The organism is Shouchella phoenicis, assembly GCF_047238345.1.
Lineage (GTDB): Bacteria > Bacillota > Bacilli > Bacillales > Bacillaceae_D > Shouchella.
The window spans coordinates 220605-236247 of record NZ_JBDFMQ010000001.1; the positions used below are offsets into that span (position 1 = coordinate 220605).

A 15643-nucleotide genomic window follows, 5' to 3' on the forward strand; every position below is an offset into this window, starting at 1 on the left:
TGAAAAGGAGTTTTGGAGAAAAAGGAATTTTTGCTGTAAAATAGAATGACAAAACATGGAATCGGACCTTGCCTTGAAGTAAACTCCAAGTGCTACGATAGAATGAAGGAGGCTGTCATATGTTAATTTCTGAAGTGAGCGACAAAACGGGATTATCTCAAGATACATTGCGTTATTATGAGCGGATCGGACTGATCCCTCGTGTGAAACGAAGCAAAAGTGGCATACGTGAATACAATGAGCTTGATTGTCGCAGAATTGAGTTTGCAAAATGCATGCGGAAAGCAGGCTTGCCAATTGAAGTGTTAATTGAATATGTGGCGCTTTATCAACAAGGAGATGAAACGGCACAACCGCGAAAAGAGATTTTGATTGAACAACGAGAGCAATTAAAAGAACGTTTACAAGATATGACAGAAACACTTGATCGACTGGATCAAAAAATTTTACAGTATGAGTCAATGAGTGAAGCGCACATGCAAGGTGCACAATCGTAACCCATTTCTAAGACATTTTTGTTGGCAAAACGGTCGTTCTCCGATATGATACGAAAGGAACAGAATTGGGAGAACTTGCACGTTGAACACATCCCCTATAAGGGCATCATATAGATAGAGAGAAACAAGAGGAGAGGAACGATACGTATGTCGTGTTTACAAAGTGCTGACGGGCATGTCGACGGTACTGAAACGGATGTGCAGTGTGTAGATGTAAGAGATTATCACCTTGCATATAAAGATGAATTATCAAACACCATAAATATTCCTTTGCCGTATTTAAAGCGTTACTATAAAGATATAAGGAATAAAACCGTTCATTTGATTGGTCGAGATGAGCAAGAAATTAGCCGTTCAGCTCGGTTTTTAAAACGAAAAGGCTATCGAGTAATTGGAACAACCATTCAGTAGGTATTCAGAAATCATCGTGTAATCAATTTTTGATTAAAATAAAACGGCAAAAAACGCAACCGGCATGGTCTTTCACCCATCGGTTGCGTTTTTTAATCTTTTATTGACCTGCTTTTACCCAGCTTGTTACAGATACTGTGCGTCTTGCTTGATGTTTAACCGCTTCTTCTACGTCTTCTACCATATTTCCTTCTTGATCAACCGTTACGCTCGTGCCGTATGGGTTTCCGCCAGAAGAGAATGCCACTGGATCTGTGTAGCCAGGTCCAGCAATAATTGCACCCCAGTGGAACATCGTTGTATATAGGGAAAGAACGGTTTGTTCTTGACCTCCGTGTGCATTAGCCGCTGAAGACATCGCGCTTACAACTTTATTTGCAAGTTTTCCGCCAGCCCAAAGACCACCAAGTGTATCAAAAAATTGTTTTGCTTGACCAGGTACGTTACCAAAACGAGAAGGGACAGAGAAGATAAAGCCATCAGCCCATTCCATATCGTTAGCTGTTACTTCAGGGACATCTTTCGTCGCGTCTACGTGCGCACGCCATGCAGGGTTTGCATCAATCGCTGCATCAGGAGCAAGCTCAGGGAATTTTAGTACTTTAACTTCTGCACCAGTTGCTTTTGCTGCTTCTTCAGCCCATTTAGCTAGTTGGTAGTTTGTACCAGTGGAACTGTAATAGACAATCGCAATTTTTTCGTTACTCATAATCGTCTCCTTTTGGACCTCAGCGATCCGAATGTTTTTACTAACTCTAGTGTAGTTTGATCCAAACGGAGGCACAAGTATGCACTTATTTGTAACTTGGTATCATTTTTGAAACTGCTTACGTCTGACTAAGCCACATTTCAATCTGTTCTAAAAAGAGTGGGTCTCTCCAAGCAAGAATGGCTTCATGTTCTCCTATACGCTGACGCTCTTGTTGAAAAAAGCGATCACCAAGAAAATAGGCAAGTCGTGTGTAGCCAAATCGTTCTCCGCCGTTAATCGAATACCATTCACGGAAAAGCTCTTGAGAGTTAAGTTTTTGGTAGTCCTTATAAAAAGCTAATTTAATCGTTTGTTCGTTTTCCTGAGCAAATGATAACCACGAATTATCTCCTAAGTAATTAGATCCAAATGTAAAGTAAATGTGAGGAGGGGCATCTGGAACAATTTCTCTTGAAAAGTGAGTGGCAACCCCCTCGCGATAAAGACTTAATAGATGGTTGTCCCACTGAACATGAGGCCAATCCATTCCAGCGATATCAGTCCATGTTTGATGAAGCGCGTGTCCCATTTCATGTGCAGCCAGAACCTGCAGTCCGTCCTTATGCTGTGGTAGTTGCTCCAAAGCAAATGTAATGTCCGGTGTAATTTGCCTATGGGTAAACGCATTTGAGCTATATGCGCCCACTATGAGATAAATCTGCTGGTTAAACGTGAGTTCATATTGTTCTACGTAACGTTTGCAAATGGTTTCAAGTATGTGCGGCAACTGTTTGTAAACGGCTTTAATATGGAAACGATCTTCTGGGTAACGTTGTAGAGCACGGTTAAACCGTGTTTCCGTTCTAGGGCAGTGATAAGTGAAGTACTCTTTAAATGCATCTGGGTACATGCGGTGATACTCTTGAAGGGTAGTCAGACTATGGACATTTTTTGCTAAAAAAGCTGGGACCGTGTCAATGATATGCAAATGAACTCGCCGCCTTTCTTTATGAGAGTGTCGATTAAAGCTCGAATTGTTTTATTGTATCATTAGAATCGATTTTATTTATGGAATTCCTTCATTTATCAAAATATTATTGCGATTCATTAAGGAATACACTATAATAGATAAAAATAAGCGTGGATGAAGAGTAAGTACGCATGTAAGGGTGCTTAAGAGAGCTAGTGGTTGGTGTGAACTAGTGTAGCCTGCATGGGGAATGGACTTCGGAGCTTCCTTGCTGAAATGTGCAGTAGGCAAGGCGGATGTCTTACCGTTATAAAAGACTACGTATCAGAGCAAGACTCTCGTACGGAATGAGCGCGTTCTTATATGGAACGAATGAAGGTGGCACCACGGGTTATCCGTCCTTTTTGGGATGGGTAGCCCTTTTTATGTTGAAAAAAGGAGGAGAACGGAATGAATCGTAGTTTAACAGGCATTAAACCAACTGGAGACATTCATTTAGGAAACTACATTGGCGCGATTAAGCCGGCACTAGACCTTACTAAAAATCATGATGCTTACTACTTTGTTGCCAACGGACATGCGTTAACGCAGGCGCATCAGAAGACATCGCTAGAAATGTTAACAAATGGGGTTGTCGCAACATGGTTGGCATTAGGTCTTGATCCAAGTAAATCTGTTCTCTATCGACAGTCTGATATTCCGGAAATATTTGAGCTTAGTTGGGTGCTCGCTACACTTTCCTCAAAAGGATTAATGAACCGAGCTCATGCATATAAAGCAATCGTTGATGATAATAAACGCGCCGAGCGAGATCTTGATTCTGGTGTGAACATGGGGTTATACACCTATCCGATCTTAATGGCAGCGGACATTTTGCTTTTACAGCCAGACCTTGTACCTGTGGGGCGAGATCAAATTCAACATATTGAAATGGCACGAGAGTTAGGACTGGCAATGAAACGGAAGCATGGCATTTCAATCAAACTTCCTGATGCATCCATTATAGAAAATGTTGCCGTATTACCTGGTCTAGATGGTCGGAAAATGAGCAAGAGCTATGGAAATACGATTCCAATTTTTTTGGAAAAAGATGAGCTTCAAAAAAGAATTAATAAAATTAAGACTAATTCTTTGCCTCCTCATGAGCCAAAAGAGTCAGCTACGTCAAATGTGTTTCAACTCTATCAAGTATTTGCGACTGCTGATGAGGTTGATGCCATGAAGGAAGCATTTCAAAAAGGAATTGGCTGGGGAGAGGCGAAAGCGGAATTGTTTACCGTGATGAATCGCACATTAGAAGAACCAAGAGAACGCTATAAAGAGTGGATGTCAAAGCCAAAGGAAATGAAGCGATTGTTGCAGGAGGGAGCGGAACGGGTTCGTTACGAAGCGACACCATTTTTACAAAACATAAAAAACGAGATAGGATTAGGGTAGTAAAAATGTGGAGTTGATAGATGGTGCAGACACTTATGCTACATCCCGCTTGGGAAAAAACCATTGCCTCAAACGATTTGAACCAAATTCAACAATTGGTACAGCAGGAGCCCGAGCAACGCTTTATTCCGTATCGACAGGCTTTTAATTATCGAGGTGATTTGCTCGTTACGGTGATTGTTCAAAATCGGTCCGAACATCCTGAAGAGTGGAAGGAACAGCCTCTTGCTTACGTAGAAAAAGAACAGACGATTGCGGAAAAGAACGTTTCCATTCACACATTGCCTCCGTTTACGAGTATGCCGTGGACATTTATTTTTGAGAAAGATCTTCTTAACGGTCAACCAGAGTTGAAAGGGTTTTTAGAAACTTTTTAGTAAATGAAACTTGTTGCCGTGTCATTTCGCAGCAAGTTTTTTTACGTATAATGGAAAATGTTGCTTGAAGAAAATGTGTCTAATTTTAAAACTCCTTTCGCGCAGTTTTTGTTGATTATGGTACACTAGAGAAATGAGGGTTTAAAAATATCCTTATATGATCACTGGATGACAATAAAAAAGCTTATCGACTTAGTCGACAAGCTATCTTCTTTTTAATCTTTTTCTCTTTTTATTGATGCTGTCGGATCTTCATCTTCTGCTAATTCTGTATCGAATGCGAATTGTGCTCGTGGTTGACGGCGTCTTTCTTGTGCGTACATATGCTTAAGCAGGTAGTTATGAACAAAGACTTCACAAAAGGTAATGACGCTTGTTGCGAGGATGCTGCCCCATGCAATAAGCATATAGTTAGCAAACAAGACAGAACCAAATACCCATACAATAAAGTAAGTAAGAATAAAATCACTTACTAAGGCAGTACGATTGCCAAATCGAGGTAGGATGATTAAATCAACAGCAATGTAAGATAAAATAGTTGTTAATAAAGCAAATGTGAGAACATCAACATAGGTTGCTTCTGTAAAGAAAAGGAAACCAACGCTGAAGGCAAACAAACTAATGAGTAGCTTGGTTAAAAAGATACCAACGTGTTTCAAGTAAATACCTCCTTTTTAATCAGTTTTTCTGATTAGGGGAAGCAATATACCTGTCATTTTGTAGAACGGCTATTTTTTCGACCTGCAACAGTAAAGAAAGAGAAGTTGTAAATTTGGATAGGGGGAACATCGTATGCGCTTTGTGGCTATGACGGAGGATCAAGCAAAGTGGGTTGCGTATCAATGGCATTACAAAGGAGCGTATTCATTTTTTCATGATGAACAACACTCTCATATGTCATCCTTTTTGGAGTTTGGGAAGAAAAACACATGGCAGTACGCGATCTACCGTGAGCAAGAGATGATTGGCTTTATCGGTGTCAAACGCATAAACGGAATGATTGAAATCGCTCCTGGCTTAAACCCTGAAGAAACAGGAAAAGGGAAAGGGAGAGCGTTTGTACAAAAGTGTGTCGAGTTTTTAAAAAGCGAAACCGACCCTGATAAAATATGTGTATTGATCGCTAAGGATAATACGCACGCGAGGCATGTATTTGAAGAAGTTGGCTTTCAAGCTGATACGGATTACGAAGAAGAGCTGACCCGATTGATTTACAATATAAAATAAATAAAACCGCCTGTGGACAGAGATTCTGTTTCAGGCGGTTTTTCAAGGTTAGTTTTGAAGGGATGTAGTTGCTTTATTCTTTTTCATGGTGAATAGTTGTAGAACAATCAATCCAATGAAAAGAACAAAACCAATAATATCCGAGTACCCTTCTGGATAAATCAATAATAGCCCCGCTGCTAGAGAGAGTATTCGCTCGAACCAATTTATTTTACGATACCAATAGCCAATCATACATGCGCCAATGGCGATCATGCCAACAAAGGCAGTGACGAAGGTAACGCCAATCTCGAGCGGGGTCGAATCAATCATTAACAATTGTGGTTGTAAGACGAACATATAAGGAATAATAAATGCGGCTATGGCTAGCTTCGTTGCATTTATTCCGGTTCGTATTGGTTCTCCTCCTGATATTCCGGTGGCGGCAAACGCGGCTAAGGCGACCGGTGGGGTAATATCAGCAACAATTCCAAAGTAAAAGACGAACATATGGGCTGCAAGCACTGGAATCGCTACTTCTAATTCGCCATTCAATGCGATAATAGCTGGAAGTGCAATGGTCGATGTAATGATATAGTTGGCTGTCGTCGGTGAACCCATCCCAATAATAATACAGGTAATCATCGTAAGGACGAGTGTGAAAAGAAGTTGGAGTTCAGGGCTAGTCGTGAATGCACCTGCAAGACCAACAATCATATTCCCCATTTTTAGACCAAGGCCCGTTGTTGTCACCACACCAACGATAATACCAGCACAGGCGGTTGCTGCGGCAATTCCTAACGCCGTGCGTGCGCCGCTTGTTAAAGCAAGAATAAATTTACTTGGTGTAATTCTTGTTTCTTTTAGAAATAAACTAACAACGATTGTTGACAAAATTCCAAGTAAAGCGGCTCTTTCAATGCTATAACCTAGGAACAATAGATAAATGATTAATAAAATCGGTAATAAAAGGTGAATTTTTTTAATAATAACGATTTTAGATGGAATTTGATCTTTAGGTAGACCGAGTAAATTTAAGCGTTTTGCTTCAAAGTGAGTCATAATCCAAATGCCAGAAAAATAAAGAATGGCAGGAATAAGCGCAGCTCTGGCAATGTCCCAGTAACTAACTCCAGCAAATTCAATCATTAGGAAAGCCGCTGCACCCATGATAGGTGGCATAATTTGTCCGCCGGTTGATGCTGCGGCTTCTACAGCACCAGCAAAATTCGGCTTATATCCTAATCGTTTCATCATCGGAATCGTATAAGCTCCTGTTGTGACAGTGTTTGCAACAGAACTCCCTGAAATGGTTCCGTTAAGTGCACTTGAGAAAATTGCCACTTTCGCAGGACCACCAATACGTCGCCCGGCAATGGTAATCGCTAAATCGTTAAAGTACCCACCAACACCTGTTTGAATTAAAAAGGCACCGAACAAAAGAAATAAGAAAATAAAAGTTGATGATACTTGTAAAGGTGTTCCTAAAATCCCTTGTGTGGTAAAGAACATAGAATTAATAAATTGATCTAAATTTAAACCTCGGTGTGCAAGAAAACCTGGCATATATGGTCCGAAAAGGGCATAGACCACGAAAAGCCCAGCAATAATGACAATCGGTAAGCCGACTGCTCGACGTGTTGCTTCAAAGACAAGCACAACCGCTAAGGCACCAATAATAAATTGGATAGGTGACGCAATTCCACCAACTTGTTGAACCAAGTCGCTATAAAAAATCGGCCAGTATGCACTCACAATAATGGCGGTTAAGGATAGCACATAGTCATACCAAGGAACGCTGTTTTTCGTTGTTTTGCGTCTAGCTGGGAAGAGCAAGAAAATAAGCGTTAAAGCAAACCCTAAATGGATCGTGCGCTGAATTTGTGCTGTAAAAGCACCAAAAATCCCTGTATAAATATGAAACAAAGAAAATGACAGCAATCCGATAAAGACAATGGCAGCTGTAATCCCTTTCACATTACGTGTGCGAGACTCTGGGTCATATTTCTGCATTAATTGATCTTGTTCTTCCTGTGATAACGCTTCGTTATTCGTGCTCACTTAATTCTACTCCTTTCAAAACTTGCCATATGTTTAAAGATTTGATCTCAATGGTTATGTAAGAGCGAGGTACAAAATAATCTTTAAACCAAATTTGTTGGTTCCCATCGTTCCATACCAATCGCTGTTCTGGAACAATATCGGCAATCCTTATAGGTAAGGAAGGATGCGTAATATTCATGTTTTTGAGGTGGTAACGTCCTTCTTCGACGACAAGCTCTTGGTCATCTGTTGCAGATGAGGGCATGCCGATTCCAAATTCATCAAAGCTCATTTCATGTTGTTGAATGTAACCTTCTACTGTCACTCGGTAGGACTCCTCAACATCGGTTAAGTGAATGGAATGCGTGTAAATAATTTGAAAAGAATCTCCTTTTGACATTGGCGTATAGGCAATTAACTCATTCGAGCGCTGTGTTGAAAATGTCAGTGCAGATTGGTATGGAATGAACGACAAGCCAATCATGATTAAAAAAAACCCGCCAATGATTTGGAGAGAGCGGTTTTTCAAACGTTTCATCGGGACCTCTCCCATTATAAAAGCCGACTGCTCAAACGTTGGCTAGGCAGCCGGCTCTTTAGAAAATTTATTCCTGTTCGTCGTAGTAGCGTTGAGCACCTGGGTGAATGTCAAAGCCAATTCCCTCTTGTGCGGTCTCAAGTAAAATTTCGTTAGACTTGTCATGTGAGATTTCATCTGTTCTCTCATATAATGCTTTAGTTAGATCATAGACAAGATCCTCAGATAAATTATTTGTAACAGCGAGCATCGCATAAACCGCAACAGTGTTTACTTCTTCATCCAACCCTGCGTATGTGCCACTTTCAATTGTATAAGCTGCATAATATGGGTATTGATCCACTAAATTATTGACACTTTCTTCAGACATGGAAACGATGGCAATATCGCTTGTTGCTGATAATCCATCAACAGCACCAGTTGGTGTTCCGGCTGTAATAAAGGCGGCATCAATATTTCCATCCTGCAGTCCGCTCGTTGACTCATCAAAAGAAAGGTGTTGTGCATTGATGTCGTCCATCGTTAAGCCAGCTACTTCTAAAATTTGCTCAGCGTTAACGTATGTACCTGAACCAGGTGCACCAACCGAGACGGCTTGCCCTTCTAGATCTTCTACTGTTTCAATGCCACTATCTGCTGTCGTAACGATTTGAATCGTTTCTGGGTAAAGAGAACCTATGGCAGAAATATTATCAATCGGCTCATCGAAAGAATTAATGCCTTCAATTGCATTTGACATGACGTCAGTTTGTGTAAAGGCAATTTCGGCTTCATTACTTTGTAAGCTGGCTAAGTTATCGGCAGAGGCGTTGGAAGACTGGGCATCAATCGATGTCTCGGTCGCGTCTCCTAAAACATTTGCAATTTCACCACCAAGTGGATAGTACGTACCGCCTGTTCCACCTGTTAACAAGTTCATGAATTCAGGCTCATCACCACCTGCTTCTCCATTATCGCCGCCATTATCATCTCCGTTGTTACAAGCACCAAGAACTAAGATGGCACTAAAAGCAACGAGATAAGGTAAAGATTTTTTCATCACATAGACCCCCTAAAAAATTTGTTTTTTTCTATTTATTAATTTTACTTAAAAATAAAGAAAACTGTCAAATTTATTTTAATTCTATTATATAACATTCTGACTGTTGCTAGTACAACTATGTAAGATCTTTTGCAATAGAAAAGAGACTTAGGGGAAACCCTAAGCCTCTTTACATATTGAGATGACTGAAATTCAGTTGACGACTAATGAATTTTCGTTGTTAAATGGTTTTCCGTAAAATATCTTGCACCGCTTCTTTTTGCTGAATTTCAACAAGAATATAGAGGTAATCTCCTGCTTGAATAACAGTACTTCCAGTTGGAGAGATCATCTGATCATCACGTTCGATCGCACTTACATTGACGTGTTCAGGGAATTTGATCTCTGCTAACGTCTTGCCTGTAATCCAAGTATCTTCTGTTGTTTGGAAATGAAGCATCTCGGCAGAAGACCGGCCATTGGCAAGAATTTCTCTTTTTAATTCTTCACGCCATTCAGAAGCTAGTTCCCGCTTAAGGTCTTGGTACGCTTCTTCTTTCATTGATTTCTTGAGTTCCTCATCATGGGCATTTTGCTTACGTCTTTGTTCTGTCTTCCAATCTCGAGTCAACATTGTTCCCATTGCAACAAGCATCAACACAAGAATGAAGGCAAAAGGAAGTGCGGCTGTAAGAGCGGCGGTTTGTAGAGCATCAAGTCCTCCATCTCCACTAACAAGCAGGACGGAAGCTGTACCAGCAATGAGAACACCCCACATGACCTTTAGTTTAAAGCTCGGATTTAATGAGCCATTTGAGGTCATTGAGCCAAGAACGAATGCAGCAGAATCGGCAGATGTTACAAAGAAGATTCCGACCACAGCGACGGCTAGAATACTAGAGATCATCGTTAATGGCAATTGGTCTAGCATATAGAATAACGTTAATTCAACTTCATCTGTCGCAACCGAGGCCATATCAAAGATCCCACTTAACTGAATATCTAGTGCTGTTCCACCAAAGACGGAAAACCAAATAACCGCCATAACTGTGGGTACAAGCAAGACACCGCCAATAAATTCACGGATTGTACGACCTTTAGAAATTCTGGCAATAAATAGTCCTACGAAGGGGGACCAAGACATGTGCCACGCCCAAAAGAAAATCGTGTTTGCCCCAAGCCAACCATCATCATTATAAGGGTCCATTGAAAAGGACATTGATACTACGTTGGCTACGTAACTTCCTAGCGTTGTCACCATACTTTCTAGTAGCGTAATGGTTTGACCTGCAAATAAGACAAATAACATTAATAGTCCAGCTAAAACTAAATTTAAATTGGTTAAGCGTTTAATTCCTTTATTAATGCCACGAACGGCGGAGAATAAAAATAACACTGTAATAATCGCAATGATGCTTAATTGTAGTGGTAATCCGTTCTCAAGAGGGGATAAAAAGGAAACACCACCGGAAATTTGTAAGGCACTAATACCGAATGTCGTAGCGACGCCAGCACAAGTAGAAATAACGGCGAGTAAGTCAATCCCTTTTCCCATCCAGCCATCTGTTTTGTTTCCGAGCAATGGATAAAAAGCAGAACTAATTAATGCAGGGCGATTTTTTCGAAACTGTACGTAAGCCAGCGTTAAACCAACGACTGAAAATGCTCCCCACGCGTGCAGTCCCCAATGAAATACCCCGTAACGAAGACCGACTTCTGCAGCGTCCCCGCCCTCTTCTGGCAAGCTAAATGAGTAGCCAGGAGGTTGATCTGCGTAATACAGAATCGGTTCAGCTACGCCGAAGAAAACGAAGCCTACACCAAGTCCGGCCGCAAACAGCATGCCAACCCATGAAATAAAAGAATGCTCCGGTCGATCGTTGTCTTTTCCAAGTCTTAATTTACCAAAAGGCGAGAGAGCAACAACTAACCCAAATACAATAAACAAACTGGCAATGGTCATGTAAAACCAACCGAAATTATTGATAATCCAGTCGAGTGCTGTATCCGCTGTAGCAGCCAAATGACTCGGGCTGATAATTCCCCACAAAACAAATAACACGATGATAATCGTTGAAGAGATTAACACAAAGGGGGAAGCTTGTTCTTTAATACTTTCTTTGTTGGGTGTACTAGCCATAAGCAACAACTCCTTATAAAATTTTTTATACTATGTAAAACATTTTGCATACCGATACCCATACCCTAACAGAACAAAAAAACAACATCAATTTCAAAAATACACAATAGTTAATAAAATAGACTTAGTGAAATCTATACTCGAAAACGGTGAAAAGCCAAGAGTGATGTTATCGAAGGAGTTGAGGCATTGCCCGCGGCAAAGAAGACAACGTGAGCGCAAGTAATAACGTAGCGCAAACGGATGTCGCGCTTGTGCCTGTGGTGGTCCATCCGTGCGATAAGTGATGAATCTAATTTGAAGACGTCATAGCTATTGAAACGTATCTATAGAAGATCTTTTTTAGTGCGGGAAAGACATGCTTCTACCAAATCATTCACAATCTTGATAGGCGTAGCGTAATCTATGTAGAAATTGGTATGAATTTGTAGATGAAAAATCGCGAAATGCCCGTTGACTTTCTTTCTGAAGGGGAGTAATATTCATCTTAGATTTTTTTAAAACTACGATAAAAAAAGGAGATAGTCATCATGGAGAGAGGCGTTGCTTCTTTTACGTATGAGGATTTGACTTTAGAGTATTCGATTACGGGAGAAGGAGAACCGATATTATATTTGCATGGTGGTCATTCCAATTGTTTAGAACAACTTGGCCTAGAAGAACTTGTTGAACAAGGGTATTCGGTTATCATTCCTTCAAGAGCTGGATACGGTCATACGTCGAAAAGAATCGGAAAATCATTAGAAACAGCGTGCAGTTTTTATGTTGAATTATTAAACGAGCTGCATATTGATCAAGTACATGTCATTGCCGCTTCAACTGGAGGGCCTTCTGGCATTTACTTAGCAAGTCATTATCCAGAGCGTGTAAAAACGTTTACGTTACAAGGTGCGGTGACAAAGCCGTGGAAAGAAGCGAGAAAACGTGACGCACTATTCAGTCGTTTCTTGTTTTATCCATATGTGGAGAAGTTTGTTTGGAAAGGTGTATCAAGTGTAGCTCGCTTTTCACCAGACTTTGCCTTTAAAACGATTGCGCCTTTATACAGTAAACTTCCTTATAAAGAAATTAAAGAACGGACGTTATCAAGAGATTGGTATTTATTTGATCGTATGACGGAATTTCAGCGTTCCGGTCATGGGTTTTGGATTGATTTGCACCAAATGAAAGGTTCGCTTGAACAAGAGCTTGATTCGATTCAAGCACCAACTTTAATTGTTCATAGTATTAATGACGCCATTGTGCCGCTCGATCATGCGGAATATGCGAAAGGCCATATTCAATCCTCAAAGTTATGTTGTTTAAATACGTGGGGCCATTTACTTTCTTTAGGTAAAGGGTCAGAGGATCACAATAATGAAGTCATTGGTTTTTTAAATCACCACTCGGCATAAATAATGAGAGCTCTGCTTTTACTAAAGCGGAGCTCTTTTTGTCTTTTTTTTGAAGCGAAGGAAAGTGAAATCCATTTTGTTGTTTCCGAAAAATCGCTTAGTAAACGCTTTTTTAAGATAGAACACCCCCTTTAATGTGTTCAGAATCACTATTGTAGAAATGATTCTTAGTATTTTAACTTTTTGAGAACGCATTGACTTCCTGTGCGCGTTTTCTTAAGCTGAAACGTGTCAGCTTTTTAATTTTTTTGATGAAACGTGCAACAATCTCATATTAAAGGGAATAGTAAGGCGCAAAGAGTGACTAACTCGCGTCGGGGAGGCTAATATGAACGTATTATGGGGTATTATGGGTATTGTCATTTTACTCGCCTTTGCTTTTTTATTATCAACAAATAAGAAAGCGATTAACTGGCGAACAGTTTTGACTGCTCTAGCGTTACAAATTGCATTCGCATTCATTGTTTTATGGACAGATGTAGGAAGTTATGTCTTAGAACAAGTAACTCGTGGTGTACAAGCTGCAATTGATACATCAGGTGCAGGGATTAATATGGTATTTGGTGGGATATTTGAAGTAGAAGGAGTCGGAATGATTTTTGCATTCCAAGTCTTACCAGTAATTATTTTCTTCTCTGCCGTTATTAGTATTTTATATCACTATGGCATTATGCAATTTATTGTTAAATATCTTGGAGGCGGAATTTCTCGTCTATTAAAAACAAGCCGTGCTGAATCGGTCTCAGCAACAGGGAATATCTTTGTTGGACAGACAGAAGCACCTTTAATGATTAAACCTTATTTAGGAAAAATGACTGCTTCTGAACTTTTTGCCGTCATGACCGGTGGTATGGCAACTGTTGCAGGTTCAGTTATGGCTGGTATTTCATTAATGGGCGTACCCCTGGAATACTTAATTGCTGCAACGTTTATGTCTGCTCCAGGTGGACTACTGATGGCAAAGATGATTGTGCCAGAGACAGAAATCAGTGAAACAAAAGATGGGATTAATCTTAAAGTAGAGCGGGAATCCCGTAACTTTATCGATGCAGCATCGAATGGTGCGCTTGATGGCTTGAAGCTTGCTTTAAACGTTGGTGCGATGCTTATCGCATTCGTTTCCTTAATCGCGTTAGTGAATTTATTGTTATCGTTTGTCGGAAACGATATCCTCGGTCTTGGTGTAGTGACACTTGAACAAATTCTGGGCTATGCATTTGCACCAATTGCTTGGGTTATTGGTGTACCGTGGGCTGAAGCCTTAGAAGCAGGCTCATTCATTGGTCAAAAAACGATTATTAATGAATTTATTGGGTTTGAAGCATTAATGTCTGGTGCCGATCAATTATCTGAGCGCACATTTATCATTACAGCATTTGCTCTTTGTGGATTTGCGAACCTGAGCTCGATCGCAATCTTGCTTGGTGGTCTTGGCGGTATGATTCCAGAACGTCGTTCACTTATTGCAAAATACGGTGTTAAAGCATTGATCGCCGCTACACTTGTTAACTTAATGAACGCTACCATTGCCGGTATGTTAATTGGTGGGTAGTATAGAAAAAGACAGTCGGTAGGCTGTCTTTTTTTCTTAAAAAGGAGTGCTTATGATGCAAATTAAAGTTATACGCGCAACAGTTGAAGACGCAGAAGAGATTCTCTCCCTACAAAAACTCGCGTATCAAAGTGAAGCGGAAATCTATAACGATTATACAATTTTGCCTTTACATGAGACGGTTAAAGATGTGGAGCAAGCCTTTGGGACTCATCATATTTTAAAAGCGGTCAATGAAAAAAATGAAATTGTAGGTTCGGTTAGAGGAAAACATGAAGAAGGTACGACGACTATTGGAAAACTTATGGTTCATCCATCTGCACAAAATCAAGGGCTAGGAAGAAAGCTAATGACTGCCATTGAGCAGGCGTTACCTGCGACGACCTATAAACTTTTCACAGGTTCAAAAAGTGAAAAAAACCTTGCCCTCTATCAAAAGCTTGGGTATGAAATTGTTTCACATGCTCAATTACCGGGAGAAGCGACCGTGTTTGCCTTTTTGGAAAAGCCTACGATTTCGTAGGCTTTTTTTATTCTCTTCTCGCATAGAATAGAAGAGGTCAGAAGGTGAGTGGAGTTGGAGTAAATGTCACTGAGATATGATTGGAACACAGAGAATAAAGCGCTATTCGAGGGTGTGCTTGAAAAAGTTGCTGTTCAAATGAATGATCATTTGAGTCACCCGCATATCATTGTCGGTACCGATTCCCAAGTCCATGGACATACAACACGGTTTGTTACAGGTGTAGTTATAACGTCCTCATCTTGTAAGAGATGGACCTATACGCATCGAATAACAAAGCCTTTTAAAATTCGTTCAATGTATGACCGCCTTCTCTATGAAACGGTTTTAACGGAATTGCTTCTGTCAGAATTGTACGTGGTGTATCAAGAGAGGGTTGGAATTCGTTTTGAAGCGCATTTAGATATAAGCGGCTCTGCACAACATGATTCATCTCGCTATATGGAAGAATTAAGAAGCAGATTAAATCGAGTAGGTTTTTCAACGAGAATTAAACCGTTTGCTTATGTGGCAAGCTGTTACGCCAATCGATATACAAAATAAACCGCCACGGTTAACGAGGCGGTCTTCCCCAAGGATTTCTAGGATTTACCGGTGGGGGCGGTAAATCTCGGTTCACTGTTGATTCTGTGTGGGGATAAGTGTGAACGTGTCGATAGACTTTATTTGTTACATAATGGGTTAGCACCGGCTGGATTTCTTGGACAACATACTCTTCTATATGTGGCCTCCTGGGGGGCATAGGTTTGCGAAACATCTATACACACCTCCTTTGTTATTCACAGTCTATGTAAATAAGGATAAAAAGGTATAGGCAACATGAAAAAAACCGCTTCGCTATCT

At 40.5% G+C, this 15643-nt stretch carries 17 protein-coding genes and 1 other annotated feature; of the genes, 9 read left to right on the forward strand and 8 right to left on the reverse strand.

Features of this window, described 5'->3' with window-relative positions:
- The first annotated feature begins 119 nt into the window (after nt 1-119).
- Nucleotides 120-497, forward strand: a complete 378-nt coding sequence (locus ABC361_RS01255) for a MerR family transcriptional regulator (protein WP_413072303.1) — start codon at nt 120-122, stop codon at nt 495-497.
- Nucleotides 498-644: 147 nt separating this feature from the next.
- Nucleotides 645-908, forward strand: a complete 264-nt coding sequence (locus ABC361_RS01260; protein WP_413072304.1) for a hypothetical protein — start codon at nt 645-647, stop codon at nt 906-908.
- Between the two features lie 100 nt (nt 909-1008).
- On the opposite strand, the gene wrbA is transcribed toward ABC361_RS01260, so the two are convergent.
- Both wrbA and ABC361_RS01270 read right to left on the reverse strand, forming a co-directional pair.
- Nucleotides 1009-1617 (reverse strand): NAD(P)H:quinone oxidoreductase, encoded by a 609-nt coding sequence (gene wrbA / locus ABC361_RS01265; RefSeq protein ID WP_413072305.1) that lies wholly within the window; start codon nt 1615-1617, stop codon nt 1009-1011.
- A gap of 118 nt (nt 1618-1735) precedes the next feature.
- On the reverse strand, nt 1736-2587 hold the full coding sequence (locus ABC361_RS01270; protein ID WP_413072306.1) for a hypothetical protein: 852 nt from the start codon (nt 2585-2587) through the stop codon (nt 1736-1738).
- Nucleotides 2588-2731: 144 nt separating this feature from the next.
- Nucleotides 2732-2975, forward strand: a binding site (T-box leader).
- A gap of 44 nt (nt 2976-3019) precedes the next feature.
- Here ABC361_RS01270 and ABC361_RS01275 point away from each other — a divergent pair.
- Together ABC361_RS01275 and ABC361_RS01280 are read left to right on the forward strand one after the other, a co-directional pair.
- A complete protein-coding gene (locus ABC361_RS01275; RefSeq protein WP_413072307.1) occupies nt 3020-4006 on the forward strand; it encodes a tryptophan--tRNA ligase in 987 nt (328 codons plus the stop codon).
- A 20-nt stretch (nt 4007-4026) separates the two neighbouring features.
- On the forward strand, nt 4027-4383 hold the full coding sequence (locus tag ABC361_RS01280; RefSeq protein WP_413072308.1) for an SLAP domain-containing protein: 357 nt from the start codon (nt 4027-4029) through the stop codon (nt 4381-4383).
- Between the two features lie 215 nt (nt 4384-4598).
- Here the strand turns inward: ABC361_RS01280 and ABC361_RS01285 are convergent, their stop codons facing one another.
- Nucleotides 4599-5042: a YndM family protein gene (locus tag ABC361_RS01285; protein ID WP_413072309.1), complete on the reverse strand. Its 444-nt coding sequence runs from the start codon at nt 5040-5042 to the stop codon at nt 4599-4601.
- 133 nt (nt 5043-5175) lie between these two features.
- Here ABC361_RS01285 and ABC361_RS01290 point away from each other — a divergent pair, with 133 nt between their 5' ends.
- Nucleotides 5176-5610 carry a GNAT family N-acetyltransferase gene (locus ABC361_RS01290; RefSeq protein WP_413072310.1) on the forward strand — a complete coding sequence of 145 codons (435 nt, stop codon included), beginning with the start codon at nt 5176-5178 and terminating at the stop codon, nt 5608-5610.
- A 48-nt stretch (nt 5611-5658) separates the two neighbouring features.
- Here ABC361_RS01290 and ABC361_RS01295 read toward each other — a convergent pair whose 3' ends face one another.
- The 4 genes from ABC361_RS01295 to ABC361_RS01310 all read right to left on the reverse strand — a co-directional run bounded on the left by ABC361_RS01295 (nt 5659) and on the right by ABC361_RS01310 (nt 11331).
- Nucleotides 5659-7650, reverse strand: coding sequence for a TRAP transporter permease (locus ABC361_RS01295; protein WP_413072311.1), 1992 nt, complete (start codon nt 7648-7650; stop codon nt 5659-5661).
- The gene (locus ABC361_RS01300) at nt 7637-8170 is read right to left on the reverse strand and encodes a DUF1850 domain-containing protein (RefSeq protein WP_413072312.1); all 534 of its coding nucleotides are present in this window, start codon (nt 8168-8170) and stop codon (nt 7637-7639) included. The genes ABC361_RS01295 and ABC361_RS01300 overlap by 14 nt, the downstream gene beginning before the upstream one ends.
- 67 nt (nt 8171-8237) lie before the next feature.
- Nucleotides 8238-9209 (reverse strand): TAXI family TRAP transporter solute-binding subunit, encoded by a 972-nt coding sequence (locus ABC361_RS01305; protein ID WP_413072313.1) that lies wholly within the window; start codon nt 9207-9209, stop codon nt 8238-8240.
- 223 nt (nt 9210-9432) lie between these two features.
- Entirely contained in the window at nt 9433-11331 is a 1899-nt protein-coding gene (locus ABC361_RS01310) for a BCCT family transporter (RefSeq protein ID WP_413072314.1), read from the reverse strand.
- Between the two features lie 530 nt (nt 11332-11861).
- On the opposite strand from ABC361_RS01310, the gene ABC361_RS01315 reads away from it, so the two are divergent.
- From ABC361_RS01315 to ABC361_RS01330, 4 genes are all read left to right on the forward strand, one after another.
- Nucleotides 11862-12725, forward strand: a complete 864-nt coding sequence (locus tag ABC361_RS01315) for an alpha/beta fold hydrolase (protein WP_413072315.1) — start codon at nt 11862-11864, stop codon at nt 12723-12725.
- A 328-nt stretch (nt 12726-13053) separates the two neighbouring features.
- A complete protein-coding gene (locus ABC361_RS01320) occupies nt 13054-14277 on the forward strand; it encodes a NupC/NupG family nucleoside CNT transporter (protein ID WP_413072316.1) in 1224 nt (407 codons plus the stop codon).
- 55 nt (nt 14278-14332) lie between these two features.
- On the forward strand, nt 14333-14800 hold the full coding sequence (locus tag ABC361_RS01325) for a GNAT family N-acetyltransferase (RefSeq protein WP_413072317.1): 468 nt from the start codon (nt 14333-14335) through the stop codon (nt 14798-14800).
- Between the two features lie 63 nt (nt 14801-14863).
- Complete coding sequence (locus ABC361_RS01330) at nt 14864-15343, forward strand: ribonuclease H-like YkuK family protein (RefSeq protein WP_413072318.1); 480 nt, start codon at nt 14864-14866, stop codon at nt 15341-15343.
- Nucleotides 15344-15353: 10 nt separating this feature from the next.
- On the opposite strand, the gene ABC361_RS01335 is transcribed toward ABC361_RS01330, so the two are convergent.
- Entirely contained in the window at nt 15354-15557 is a 204-nt protein-coding gene (locus ABC361_RS01335) for a CotD family spore coat protein (protein ID WP_413072319.1), read from the reverse strand.
- Between the last annotated feature and the right edge of the window lie 86 nt (nt 15558-15643).

Excerpts from the sequence above, each read along its gene's own strand:
- ABC361_RS01255 (WP_413072303.1), top strand. The coding sequence starts at position 120 with ATGTTAATTTCTGAAGTGAGCGACAAAACGGGATTATCTCAAGATACA.
- ABC361_RS01260 (WP_413072304.1), top strand. The coding sequence starts at position 645 with ATGTCGTGTTTACAAAGTGCTGACGGGCATGTCGACGGTACTGAAACG.
- wrbA (WP_413072305.1), bottom strand. The coding sequence starts at position 1,617 with ATGAGTAACGAAAAAATTGCGATTGTCTATTACAGTTCCACTGGTACA.
- ABC361_RS01275 (WP_413072307.1), top strand. The coding sequence starts at position 3,020 with ATGAATCGTAGTTTAACAGGCATTAAACCAACTGGAGACATTCATTTA.
- ABC361_RS01280 (WP_413072308.1), top strand. The coding sequence starts at position 4,027 with ATGGTGCAGACACTTATGCTACATCCCGCTTGGGAAAAAACCATTGCC.
- ABC361_RS01290 (WP_413072310.1), top strand. The coding sequence starts at position 5,176 with ATGCGCTTTGTGGCTATGACGGAGGATCAAGCAAAGTGGGTTGCGTAT.
- ABC361_RS01300 (WP_413072312.1), bottom strand. The coding sequence starts at position 8,170 with ATGAAACGTTTGAAAAACCGCTCTCTCCAAATCATTGGCGGGTTTTTT.
- ABC361_RS01305 (WP_413072313.1), bottom strand. The coding sequence starts at position 9,209 with ATGAAAAAATCTTTACCTTATCTCGTTGCTTTTAGTGCCATCTTAGTT.
- ABC361_RS01310 (WP_413072314.1), bottom strand. The coding sequence starts at position 11,331 with ATGGCTAGTACACCCAACAAAGAAAGTATTAAAGAACAAGCTTCCCCC.
- ABC361_RS01315 (WP_413072315.1), top strand. The coding sequence starts at position 11,862 with ATGGAGAGAGGCGTTGCTTCTTTTACGTATGAGGATTTGACTTTAGAG.
- ABC361_RS01320 (WP_413072316.1), top strand. The coding sequence starts at position 13,054 with ATGAACGTATTATGGGGTATTATGGGTATTGTCATTTTACTCGCCTTT.
- ABC361_RS01325 (WP_413072317.1), top strand. The coding sequence starts at position 14,333 with ATGCAAATTAAAGTTATACGCGCAACAGTTGAAGACGCAGAAGAGATT.
- ABC361_RS01330 (WP_413072318.1), top strand. The coding sequence starts at position 14,864 with ATGTCACTGAGATATGATTGGAACACAGAGAATAAAGCGCTATTCGAG.
- ABC361_RS01335 (WP_413072319.1), bottom strand. The coding sequence starts at position 15,557 with ATGTTTCGCAAACCTATGCCCCCCAGGAGGCCACATATAGAAGAGTAT.